This is a genomic window from Sporosarcina limicola, from assembly GCF_014873855.1.
GTDB lineage: Bacteria > Bacillota > Bacilli > Bacillales_A > Planococcaceae > Sporosarcina > Sporosarcina limicola.
The window spans coordinates 52,348-65,180 of record NZ_JADBEL010000017.1 but is presented as its reverse complement, the minus strand read 5'-3'; the positions used below and the strand labels follow the sequence as shown (position 1 = coordinate 65,180).

Below are 12,833 nucleotides of genomic sequence, written 5' to 3'. Positions count from 1 at the left end.
CACCTATGCAATAGATATACAGTCTATTAGGGGAGAAGCGTTATCGAAAAGGGGGAGTTTAGATGCAACAGGTAGGGGAAACGAAGAAGATGGGTTCAAACACGGGTATGTGGAAGTTTTTTGTCTTTAGCTTTATTGGCGCTTTTATGTTTTTTGTACCGGTGACAATAGGTGAAAAGAGTTCGATTATGTTGGATCATATGGTGACATGGATTCAAACAAGCCTAGGTGGCGTATTGCCCTATTACGCATTGCTTGTAATTTTAGCGGGTGCTGTTTATCCATTCATTTCTGGTAAATGGAATAAGTCGAAAGTTGATATTGTCTTTTCAGTTTTCAAAGTGATAGGTTTTGTTGTAGGTATTCTGCTCGTTTTTAACGTAGGTCCTGCATGGCTGTTTGAACCAAGTATGGGTCCGTTTTTACTGAATAAATTAGTCATACCAGTAGGGCTTCTTGTGCCAATTGGAGCTGTATTTTTAGCGTTACTAGTCAGTTATGGTTTGCTAGAATTTATCGGTGTTTTACTGCAGCCTATCATGCGCCCGATTTGGAAGACGCCAGGCCGTTCGGCGATTGACGCAGTGGCATCTTTTGTAGGTTCTTATTCCTTGGGGCTTCTCATAACGAACCGTGTCTATAAAGAAGGAAAGTATACAGCTCGTGAAGCTGCAATCATTGCGACAGGATTTTCAACAGTATCTGCTACATTCATGGTAGTCGTAGCAAAAACACTAGATTTAATGCCGATTTGGAATTTATATTTTTGGGTCACTTTAATCGTGACATTCATTGTAACTGCAATTACTGTTCATATCTGGCCACTATGTTCCATTAAAAATGAATATTACGAAGGATCTATACCGCAACCCGAAGCCAAGCCAGTGGGGAATCGTTTTGTCGCTGCGTGGAATGAGGCAACTGAAACGGTTGCGAATGCACCTACCTTCGCTAATAACATATGGACGAATGTACGTGACGGTATTCTTATGGCAATGGCTATTTTGCCGTCAATCCTTTCCATCGGTTTACTTGGTCTAGTATTAGCAGAGTTCACACCGGTATTTGATTGGCTGGGCTACGTTTTTTATCCAGTTACATTATTACTTCAATTGCCGGAACCAATGCTCGTTGCAAAAGCAAGTGCACTTGGCATTGCGGAAATGTTCTTGCCCTCATTACTAGTGGTCAAATCGGTATTGGTCGTTAAATTTGTTATCGCGGTCGTTTCCGTATCATCGATTATATTTTTTTCAGCTGTTGTACCCTGTATCGTATCTACTGAAATTCCAATTACGATCCCACAACTTATCGTAATTTGGTTCCAACGTGTCATTTTAACTTTGCTCATCGTCACCCCAATAGCGTATTTATTGTTGTAGGGTATGACTTGATAGAAGAAGTATAGAAGAGAAAGTCAGCTATGTGTTTTGATAGCTGACTTTTTTGTGGGCGCCGGTCAGAGCCACTGAACCTAGGATGCAACATACAGTGGGAAGGGGGGGAACCGTCGGATAAGAATTAGCCACTCATCCGTACCGGGTCTTGAATGCCGTACTAGGCATCCGTCAATATGAAATGGTGTCGCATAGTGAAGAGGTGAAAGCATGAGTAATATGATTCGAACATGGACTGAAGAACTGATAAATGATTGGGGTTTGAAAGAATTCTTGTTGAACTGATGCATGAATAATCGATTCAGAGCTTGGTAGAAATTAAAAAAAGCAGGTTGTTCTTTTTGAGTCAATGGAAGAAGTACCGACTTCTTTACGGTGTAAGGGAGGCTTTTATTGAAGATGAAAAGATTCAGGGTAATGACGAAATCAATTAATGATATTCCTGTTCTTGATTATTAGGAAGAATAGGGGTAGTTAAATTATAGTATAATGATTACTTCAATTTGGGGTGGAAAACAAGAAAAGAGGGAATAGATGCCTACTATACTGGTTGCTGACGATGATGCAAATATTCGTGAACTCGTCTGTTTATTTCTACGCAATGACGGATTCGCAATAGTCGAAGCCGAAGACGGTAAGGAAGCACTGACTGTCTATGCCGCGAAGCATGTCGATCTTGTCGTGCTCGATATTATGATGCCGAATATGGATGGTTGGACGTTATGCAAAGAGCTCCGAAGGGCCAATCCTACTATTCCAATACTTATGCTGACTGCGAGGAGCGAAACATGGGAGAAAGTGAAAGGGTTCGAACTTGGAGCGGATGATTATTTGACGAAACCATTCGATCCGTTGGAGTTGACGGCTCGTGTTAGGGCACTACTGAAACGATACCGGATTGGCTCCACGCAAACGATCCAGTTCGGCAACGTCATCCTTGATCGACAGACATATAAGGTGATGAGAGGGACGGAGTCGCTCACGTTGCCGCTCAAGGAGTTCGAATTGCTGTTTAAGCTTGCCGGAACACCCGGACAAGTCTATACGCGCGAGCAGTTGATCGATCAGATTTGGGGAATCGATTATGCAGGAGATGAACGAACGATAGACGTGCATATTAAACGACTGCGCGAACGCTTCTCGACTACACCTGATTTTCGTATCGAAACAGTACGTGGGCTTGGTTACCGCCTTGAGGTATACGAATGATCAAATCCTTATATATACGTGTTGTCCTGACATTTTTAGTCTCTGTCATCGGGGGCACAATCATTTCTTTTTTCGTGTCAACTTGGATATTTGAAGAAAAATTGAACGAAAACGCGCAAATCAACTTACGTAACTTTGGCCAAGACATCGCCCGGATTTATAAGACCCTTTCATTAAGTGAAGCGGACTCGTTCGTAAGTGAAATGAAGCAGCTCGATTCCTATCATATTCGAATTTACGAAGCAACGGGTCAGTTCCAGTCTTACGGAAAACTTAACGGCCATAAACCTGCCACTGTGACGATGGAACAACTAAAGAAAGTAGTAGATGGAGGAGTTGTTCAAGATACTCCGAATGGTATTGCTACGGTCCTTTTAGGGTTGCCGTTGAAAACGGAAATGGGAACGAAAGCGATGTTTTTGGAAACGCTCTCCCCCCCTTCTACCTCTTTTGTTATAAAGTGGGGATTGATCTTTGCAATCTGTTCGTTGATTACAGGAAGCTTATTTATTCTGGTTGCCTCTGTATTCCTAGTAAGACCGATCAAAAAGCTGACAAAAGCGACCAAGCGTATAGCAGCTGGAGATTTCAACGTCAAGCTGAATATTAAGCAAAAGGGCGAGCTGGGTACTTTGGCTCGCAGCTTCGAAGAAATGATGCACGATTTGCAGCAGCTTGAGCAGATGCGCAGGGAATTCGTAACGAACGTATCGCACGAAGTTCAGTCGCCGCTCACTTCGATATCCGGATATGCCTTGGCGCTTAAGCAAGTAGACATCGCAGATCACGAACGAGGCCGTTATCTTGATATTATCATCGCCGAAGCAGATCGGATGTCCAAAATGAGCGATGGCCTGCTCAAGCTGAGTTTGCTTGAATCGCAGTCACAGCAATTGCGGTTGGTCACGTTTAGCCTTGATGAACAGATTAGACGGATAATTGTGGCACTCCAGCCACAATGGTCTGCCCGCAACATCCGTTTCGAGCTCAAATTGAAGGTCGTTCGCCTCACGGCTGATCATGATCTATTAAACCAGGTATGGACGAATATAATCGGCAATAGCATCAAATTTTCCAAGGATGGCGGCGTTATTACCGTCAGCACCAAACAAGATTTCAAAAACGTGACAGTCCGAATATCCGACACGGGCATTGGTATTTCCCTTGAGGATCAGAAACGTATATTCGAGCGGTTTTTTAAGGCCGATCGTTCCCACAGTCGTAAGTATGGCGGTAGCGGTATGGGACTTGCCATCGTTAAACAGGTCATATCTCTTCATCAAAGCTACATCCGAGCGGAAAGTGAGCCCGGCCGAGGAACAACCGTCATTGTCACCTTGCCAATCACTCCATCAACAGATAGTTAGATTCTGACTAACTGCATTTTCCATGTTACGACATCATGTGCAAGCCTCCTTGCATGTGACGCCGTAGCATTTTTTCGCTCGTTCATATTCCGTTCATATTGACGTCACGGGGAGTTCATCTTCGTCGTATAAGCTATGTTTAACGGCTAGTCTAAAGTAGCTCAATAAACAGACGAGGACAGGAGAAGATGAGAGTGAAACCAAAAGAAGAGGTAATGAAAAAGAGGAGGGGCAAACCGCTTACCATGATACTTAAATCCTTAGGAGTTATAGCGATAGCCATAGTACTTTTTCTAGCCATTGTTTTTATCGTGAATGTGATCTGCAACAAATCGGAGCAAGGTAAAATAAAACCCTATGGTCAGTCTGTGACGGTAGATGGGAAAAATATGAATGTTTTGATTCAAGGAAAAGGCGAAGAAACCGTCGTGCTCCTACCTGGTCTTGGAACACCAGCACCAGGACTTGATTTTAAGTCGTTAATAGAAGAGCTATCACCATTTTACAAAGTCGTCGTGATTGAGCCTTTTGGTTATGGATTAAGTGATCTAAGCGAAAAGGAACGAAGCACAGAGAATATTGTGAGTGAAATTCATGAAGCTTTACAGCAGCTTAATATTGACCGTTACATTCTAATGGGCCACTCCATTGCGGGCATTTACGGACTAGATTATGTCAACAAATATCCAAACGAAGTGAGTGCATTTGTTGGGCTCGATACCAGTTATCCAACGATGGGCTCAATGGTAAGTTTAAAGGTTACATCTTCACAATTAGCAATTATCAAACTAGGCTACAAATCAGGTCTCTTGAGATTTTCCCTGAAACTGGGTACTGATCTTGATCCGTTGGCTACAGTGCCATATGATGATGAAACGAAAGAACAAATGAGAATGTTTATGAACACAAACAGTTATAATCCTAACATATTAAATGAAATGAAAAATATGGATTCTAATGTTGTTGCAGCTCAAAATTTAACATTCCCGAAAAATCTTCCCGTTATGTTCTTTGTAGATGCGAATAAGCCAGAAGGATATGATCAATGGATACCAGAGCATGAAGCGCAAGTAAAAGATTCTGTACATGCAAAAGTGATGCCAATGGAAGGTGGCCATTCTTTACATCGTACCGAAGCAAAAGAAATCGTAGAAAACTTTAGAGGATTTATGCATGAAATAAAATAATTCGCATTATCTCAACGCTGTCCCCGCATTCTCCATGCTATGGCATCAGTGCAAGCTTCCTTGCATGTGACGCCGTAGCATTTTTTTCTTGTTCATATTCAGTTCATATTGACGTCACGGGGAGTACATCTTCGTCGTATAAGCTATGTTTAACGGCTAGTTTAAAGTAGCCCTATAAACAGACGAGGATAGGAGAAGATGAAAATGAAACCAAAAGAAGAGGTAATGAAAAAAAGGATGGGCAAACCGCTTGCCATTATACTTAAATCCTTAGGAGTTATAGCCATAGCAGTAGTGCTTTTTCTAGCCATCGTTTTTATAGTTAATATAATCTCCAACAAATCGGAGCGAGGAAAAATAGAACCCTATGGTCAGTCTGTAACCGTCGATGGAAAAAATATGAATGTTTTGATTCAAGGACAAGGCGAAGAAACCGTCGTGCTACTCCCAGGGTATGGAACAGCAGCACCAGCACTTGATTTTAAGCCGCTCGTAGATGAATTATCTCCATTTTACAAAGTTGTCGTGATCGAGCCTTTTGGTTATGGATTAAGTGATGAAACCGAAAAGGAACGAAGCACAGAGAATATTGTAGGTGAAATTCATGAAGCTTTACAGCAACTTAATATTGACCGTTACACGCTAATGGGCCATTCCATTGCAGGAATTTACGGACTGGATTATGTGAATAAATATCCAAATGAAGTAAGTGCATTTGTTGGGATTGATAGCAGTGTTCCAACGCAAGGCGGTACGGATGATGAATTTCCAACAGAAGTTTATAAATTCCTCAAAAAGTCAGGTTTCTTCAGATTGCTAATGAAACTAAGTCCTGACCAACCTGTTACACCAACAGTTGATGATGAAACAAGAGAACAAATTAGAATTCTTTCTCTCAAAAACATGTTTAATCCCAACAACTTAAGTGAAGGCGAAAATTTTAATTATAATTTTAAAGCAGCTGAAAACTTAGCATTCCCGAAAAGTCTTCCTGTTATTTTCTTTTTACAAGCGAATGATACAGAGACTGAAGGATGGATACCACTGCATGAAAGGCAAGTAAAAGATTCTGTGCATGGAAAAGTGATGACATTTGAAGGAGGACATTATTTACACCATACTAAATCAAAAGAAATCGTTGAAAATTTTAGAGAGTTTATGGAAGAAATAAACTAAGTGCACTGAAAAAGGTCCCTCTACGATTTGACGTAATAATGTTGTATCGATCGGATTATCCAAACGCTGTCCCTGCATTATTCATGCTACGGCTCATGTGCAAGCTTCCTTCTATGTGACGTCGCAGCATTTTTTTTCTTGTTCATACTCCGTTCATATTGTCGTCACATGGAGTCCATCTTCGTCGTATAAACTTACCTTAATGTTTCATTAAGGTAGCCCAATAAACAGATGAGGACAGGAGAAGATATAAGTAGAACCAATGAGAGGGAATAAAAATGAGAAGGAGGGTAGGCACGAGTATAGGTAGAAAATGAGCTTCAATTGTCGCTCTACACCCTCGTGCATAAATGATGAAAAAAACGTTAAATATTATACTTAAATCAATAGGAGTTATAGCCATAGCAATAGTGCTTTTTCTAGCCATTGTTTTTATCGTGAATATGATCTCCAACAAATCGGAGCAAGGGAAAATAGAGTCCTATGGTCAGTACGTAGCGGTAGATGGGAAAAATATGAATGTTTTGATTCAAGGACAAGGCGAAGAAACCGTCGTGCTACTCCCAGGGTATGGAACAGCAGCACCAGCACTTGATTTTAAGCTGCTCGTAGATGAATTATCTCCATTTTACAAAGTTGTCGTGATCGAGCCCTTCGGTTATGGATTAAGTGATGAAACCGAAAAAGAGCGAAGCACAGAGAATATTGTAAGTGAAATTCATGAAGCTTTACAGCAACTTAATATTGACCGTTACACGCTAATGGGCCATTCCATTGCAGGCATTTACGGACTGGATTATGTGAACAAATATCCAAACGAGGTGAGTGCATTTGTCGGGATTGATAGTAGTGTTCCAACACAGCCTGGTATGGATGTTAAATTCCCGTTAAAAACATTTGCGTTTCTCGAACAATCAGGTCTTCTACGAATGATCAAGAAACTAAGTGGTGACCCATATGTAGGATTATCATTTGATGATCAAACAAAAGAACAAATGAGAATTATTTCGAATAAAAACTCGAATAATGCCACTACCTTGAATGAAATGAAACATATTTCTTCTAATTTTAAAGGGGCTCAACTTTTAACATTCCCTAAAGATCTTCCTCTTATTTTCTTTATACAGGCGAATAATACAGGTGTAGAAGGATGGATACCCCTGCATGAAAAGCAAGTAAAAGATTCAGTACATGGAAAAGTAATGACAATGGAAGGAGAACATTATCTACACCACACGAAATCAAAAGCAATCGTTGAAAACTTTAAGGGATTTATGGGAGAAATAAAATAAGTGTACTTAAAAAGGTTTTATTAAAAGTCAAGAGATAACGTAGAGCACTTAATATATCAGTATCTTTTATACAATGTGCAACATTATAATAAGCTATTTTTAAGCTGAACTAATTCTTGTAGTAGTTCAGTTTTTATTTGTGATTAAAGATATAATCTGAATATATTTATGAAATAAAAGTATAGTATATGTGTTTTTTTATCCGTTCTTCAACTACCGTGGCAGGTTAGTTGAAGAAGAATAAGCTGTGGTATGCATGAAGTAAATAATTACTGTAACAACAATACTATAAATGCAAATATTTCTATGTCTGTTATAGAGATAATTAGTAATATTCTTTTTTGTATTGAATTTTAATTCAAAATAGTGTAATATATATATATAAATCTATATAAAAAGCTGTGAAAAGAAGAGTAAACACACGTACTATCTACAGAGACCTCTGGTAGCTGAAAAAGAGGGATAGGAAATGTGTTGAAACAAGGCTTGGAGCTGTGCATTGGATTTGTTTGTTTTGAACAATAATGATGCAACGTATTCTCACGTTAACGAGATAGAGTATCGCAGGTGATTTATTCACAAAGCAGTACTCGATTAGGCTTCTGCAGAAATGTGGAGGTGAACTGGGGTGGCACCGCGACATGACTCGCCCCCAAGATAAATATCTTGGGGGTGAGTTTTTTTATTTTGTTTTACAAAAAAATAAAAAGGAGTGGTGAACATGTCCAGATGGAAGTATCCGTTAATGCTATTAGGAGGAATAGGAATTTCAAATGTGGGTGGATGGGTTTACCTAATCGCACTAAATTTAATTATATTGAATGAAACAGGTTCTCCACTTGCGATTGCTTTATTATATATACTTGGTCCAATTGCAACTATATGTTCGAATGCTTGGGCAGGTAGTTTAATTGATCGGGTAAATACACGACAACTTATGATGGGATTAGATGTTTTCCGAGCACTATGTATTGCGTTAATTCCATTTTTACCTTCACTTATTTATGTTTATATACTAGCGTTTATCATTAATATGGGAAGTGCTATTTTTCAACCTACATCTATGGTTTATATGACTAAACTAATACCTGAGAAAGATCGGCAACGCTTTAATGCACTACGTAATTTTATCAACTCTTGTGGTTCACTAATAGGTCCTACCATTGCTGGGGTTTTATTTTGGATGGGTACTCCTTATACTGCCATCCATGTGAATGCAGTGGCTTTATTTTTTTCGGCTCTTATTATTATGATGCTACCTAATGTTGATTCAAGACTCAAAGAGACAGAGGGACAAAGACTTACATGGGATATGATAAAAAATGATTTTCGGGTTGTTTTTAATTTCAGTAAGGATTATACCTATGTCACAAAGATATATTTATTATTTAGCGGTACTACAATATTCATGACTGCAATAGATTCTCTCGAGGCAGCATTTGCTAAAGGAGTACTTTCAATATCAGATACCAATTATGGGTTTTTATTAAGTATCTTTGGAGCTGGATTTATAATAGGTTCAATTATTAATTCAGTATTTTCGAAACAGCTTGCAGTTAATTTTTTAATAGGTTTTGGTACCATTTTTACCTCAATAGGTTATATAGGACTTTATAGTTCGAATGGCTTTTTTAGTGCAGCGCTTGGTGTATTTTTAATTGGGTTTGCTGTAACGTTTGCAAATACAGGGTATTTGACTTTCTACCAAAATCATGTTCCTGTGAAGATGATGGGAAGGTTCGGAAGCATCTTTAGTGTTATTGAAGCAGGTTTCATTATTGCTTTAACGGTATTAATAGGTTTAGCTGCTGAATTAACTTCGATTCGTCCTGTGGGGTTAATAGGTTCATTTGCATTCTTCTTATTCGGGTTAATGGCATTGAAAGCTGTATTAGGTGCAAAACGGAAGGAATATTTTAAAAAAGGTGCTGCTTCTTTAAACAGTTAATTATAAAAAGGCTTGATCGATAAAGTAATCGGCAAGCCTTTTACTGCACCAGTAGTTTATTGAACTAACGGGGCAGTTTAGTTGAATAAGGAATTAAAAGGACATAGAGGATTTCAGCAAATGTAGGAAGAGAGGAATTAACATGAAAGATGAACAGCAAAAAAAATTGAAGAATTAGAGGGGAAAATTTATTCTTTAGAACAAAGTTTAAAACGTCTTTCTATCTTGGTAGAACCTAATATAAAAAAACCATACTGGCATCTACTTCTTTCTCTAGGTATTTTTGAAGAAGATAAAAAGAAACTTGAATATATTATGTCCTATCTATCAAGTCGTTTACATCAAGAACATGATAGTTTAAGGAAAGACCCGGAATTCCCTCCCGAATTATTCGAAAAAGATTTACCATCTTTAAATCAAACAATTACAATCATTTCATCTACTTTAAATATAAAATATGAAGAAATTATTCAAGAAATCCTCCTATCTATGTATCAACAAAGTATGTTTAAAGAACTTATTAGTTTTTTATTTCCGGAAGAAGTAAAAAAAAAAGATGATGGTCAATTGTGAAACTTTTCACTTAAACTAACGGGTGCTTTAGTTGAACAAGATAGTTAAAATAGCCTTGTTAAAAGTAATTTAACAAGGCTATTTTTGTATCTCATTAATTATCTATTTGAACTGCTCAAATTGATTAGTTACCCATCGCTCTTGATTTTCTGCAACGTATTTTTCAACCGCTACTAATCTATTCACCAATTCCTCCTTCGAAAGCTGCATATACCTCTTTTTGGCGATGGTTACATCACGTTCAGACGAAATCCTTCTTAAAGATGCTTCGTCAAATGTAGAGGGTATTACAGGCTTTTTGCGCGTATTTTTTACTTTATACGTTCTGCTATGCTTTTGATAATAAGAATGGAGTTCCTCATTGCGTTTAATCGTATTTTGATGGATGCCTTTTCCTTTTTCATCAAATGCTTTTGAATGCTTACTAATGTTGTGATAAGTTACGGGAATCCCTTGTTCTACGAGAAAATCAATCGTTTGAATACCGATAGTAAGTGAACGGTCTTTACGTTGCTGATGCACTTTATCAAGCCATTGTCGCTTATCTGAATGGATTGCCCTTTGTGATTGGTTCATAACGACGTTCCTCTCTATATTTTTTTATCAAGTCAATCTCTTTTAGTTCGATTTTAGCTTGCTTTGCCATTTCTTTTGCTTTACGAACTTCAACCTCTAACCCCATTTGCTTGAAGCGTTTCTCCATATCTTTTGATAATTGAATAACTTCTAAAAGTTCATCCTCTTGGTCTGGTTCAGGTACTTTTGCTTTACAACCTAGGCATTGCATTTTAGTTGGACACACGAAATCGGTCACGCAAGTACCACCTAACACTTTGTTATATACACCAACCTTTTCAGTGTGTTCATCAAATTGCTGTTGCAGTTCTTTAGGGCTTCTTAAATACGCATCATCAATATCGACATAGCTTGAAATGACATCATGTAATTCACTTACTGATTCAGCGATTTGCGATGATGTTGGTTCGGAGTAATAGGCTGTTACATTCAAATCCCTCTGATGTAACATCTTTGCGACAATATCAATATTCATGTTTTGTCGCTGGACTGCTTCTGTTGCAAAAGCATGGCGTAAAAGGTGCGTCTTGATTGTTACAGGCTTACCGCTTTGTGTTTCAAAAATCAATCCATGAAGGAGGAATCTAATGGAACTGTATATAGAAGTCTCTTTCATTGTCCTACCTTCGTATTGAAAATAATAGGGCATAGGCTTAGGGAAAAGATGCTTTCTTTCATATCTATATAAATTACTCGGAATTTTCTCGACAGCATAATGCTCTTTCAGCAATCTTGCTACGGTTTGAATATGCTCCATAGTCTGTTTACTTATATAGAATTCTTCTAAAGAATTTCGTCCTTTAGGAATAACTTTAAATGAGAAATGCAACTTCTCTTTAACCTTTTTTATAAGGATACATTCTTTCGTATTATTGATTTGAAGTAATTCATTAATTCTTGCACCAGTGGTTGTTAAAATATCTATAGCTAATAGACCAAATGTACAAGCTGCGTAAAATGGCTCAACATCAATTAATAAACCTTGTGCTTTGTCTTTGTGCAAAGTAACAAAGGTTGACGGTGTTAAAATACCTTTATGGCGAGAACAAAATGGAAGGGGCTTTTGCGGATGCTCTTGTTCATAGCCCCATAAAGATAAAAACTCTAAAATACGCTCATGTTCTTCAATAGGTCTAGATCGAGTCCATTCTCCAAGAACATTAGATTCAATCAATTCATTAAACCAAAGACCTTCTCCTTCTGATTCGTCCTCTATTGATTCCGCACGAATAAACTCAAGGAAATAAGCATTGTTTTTATCAGAATAAGTTACTTTCTTCTGTGTTGCTTGTTTTATAATAATTTCCGAAAAGCATGTTTGGTGGTGTAATACAAAAGATGGTTTGTCCCATAAACGAAAATGAAATCTCTCACCAATACGTTCTGGTTCATCATAATAAAATTCAATTGGTAGTGATAATGATTTAGTTTCTGACTCCTCTATTTGTTGATGAAAGGCATCACGTAGTCTTTTTATCTGATTCCATCGTAAATTTGCTTCTGCACGTATCGTTGGAAGCATTGGAACAATAGCATCTGTTTCATCTTTACGAATAGTTTGAGCTTGTTCTTCTGCTAATTTTCGAAATGAAAAATCTTTTGAATCAAACGAAGTAGGTTGCAGTAGAAATTGTTTATAATGTTCTTGTTCTTCAAAAGATAAGTTGTTATGAATCCATTTCTTTGTAGTGTACTCGGCCCCAGTATAACTACTCAATAGAGTGCTCCTTTTGCTGTTAGAATCGTTAGGGAAAACCTCTATTTTCAAATATGCATATAAATGAACATTTACATCGAAATCTAAAAATCTAGTAATATTAAAATTAGTAAAAATATCCTTAAATCGTGTGTTTAAGATCCCAATAGTCCGTTGAATAGTTTTGAAATCTTTATTTTGAGCTATTTCGATTAATGTAATCAATAATAAGTGATTCTTCCAATCAAAATTTAAGCAATTATTATTAAGATAGTTAAGAATCCGTTCATCTACTTTGTCGATTAAAAACTCGCTTCGGCTATTTTGCAGGCACATTAGCTTTGTATCCATTTTTCCAAGCCATTTATCATACCATTCCGTTGCTGGTCTTAGTTGCGTTGCGTCAGTCAAT

The 12,833-nt window shown here is 37.9% G+C and carries 10 protein-coding genes and 1 other annotated feature; of the genes, 8 read left to right on the top strand and 2 right to left on the bottom strand.

Annotated features, from left to right (window positions below):
* The first annotated feature begins 62 nt into the window (after positions 1 to 62).
* From H4683_RS14325 to H4683_RS14290, 8 genes are all read left to right on the top strand, one after another.
* On the top strand, positions 63 to 1,382 hold the full coding sequence (locus tag H4683_RS14325; RefSeq protein ID WP_192599508.1) for a YjiH family protein: 1,320 nt from the start codon (positions 63 to 65) through the stop codon (positions 1,380 to 1,382).
* 549 nt (positions 1,383 to 1,931) lie between these two features.
* Positions 1,932 to 2,606, top strand: coding sequence for a response regulator transcription factor (locus H4683_RS14320; RefSeq protein WP_192599507.1), 675 nt, complete (start codon positions 1,932 to 1,934; stop codon positions 2,604 to 2,606).
* Positions 2,603 to 3,973, top strand: a complete 1,371-nt coding sequence (locus tag H4683_RS14315) for a sensor histidine kinase (RefSeq protein ID WP_192599506.1) — start codon at positions 2,603 to 2,605, stop codon at positions 3,971 to 3,973. The genes H4683_RS14320 and H4683_RS14315 overlap by 4 nt, the downstream gene beginning before the upstream one ends.
* 188 nt (positions 3,974 to 4,161) lie before the next feature.
* A complete protein-coding gene (locus H4683_RS14310) occupies positions 4,162 to 5,160 on the top strand; it encodes an alpha/beta fold hydrolase (RefSeq protein WP_192599505.1) in 999 nt (332 codons plus the stop codon).
* Between the two features lie 204 nt (positions 5,161 to 5,364).
* Positions 5,365 to 6,336, top strand: coding sequence for an alpha/beta hydrolase (locus tag H4683_RS14305; protein WP_192599504.1), 972 nt, complete (start codon positions 5,365 to 5,367; stop codon positions 6,334 to 6,336).
* 353 nt (positions 6,337 to 6,689) lie between these two features.
* The gene (locus tag H4683_RS14300) at positions 6,690 to 7,628 is read left to right on the top strand and encodes an alpha/beta fold hydrolase (protein WP_225942102.1); all 939 of its coding nucleotides are present in this window, start codon (positions 6,690 to 6,692) and stop codon (positions 7,626 to 7,628) included.
* Positions 7,629 to 8,020: 392 nt separating this feature from the next.
* Positions 8,021 to 8,285, top strand: a binding site (T-box leader).
* Between the two features lie 64 nt (positions 8,286 to 8,349).
* On the top strand, positions 8,350 to 9,576 hold the full coding sequence (locus H4683_RS14295; protein WP_192599502.1) for an MFS transporter: 1,227 nt from the start codon (positions 8,350 to 8,352) through the stop codon (positions 9,574 to 9,576).
* A 225-nt stretch (positions 9,577 to 9,801) separates the two neighbouring features.
* Entirely contained in the window at positions 9,802 to 10,149 is a 348-nt protein-coding gene (locus H4683_RS14290; protein ID WP_192599501.1) for a hypothetical protein, read from the top strand.
* Positions 10,150 to 10,251: 102 nt separating this feature from the next.
* Here the strand turns inward: H4683_RS14290 and H4683_RS14285 are convergent, their stop codons facing one another.
* Both H4683_RS14285 and H4683_RS14280 read right to left on the bottom strand, forming a co-directional pair.
* Entirely contained in the window at positions 10,252 to 10,725 is a 474-nt protein-coding gene (locus H4683_RS14285) for a hypothetical protein (protein ID WP_192599500.1), read from the bottom strand.
* Entirely contained in the window at positions 10,691 to 12,832 is a 2,142-nt protein-coding gene (locus H4683_RS14280) for a site-specific integrase (protein WP_338062476.1), read from the bottom strand. Before H4683_RS14280 ends, H4683_RS14285 begins: the two co-directional genes overlap by 35 nt.
* Position 12,833 lies beyond the last annotated feature (1 nt).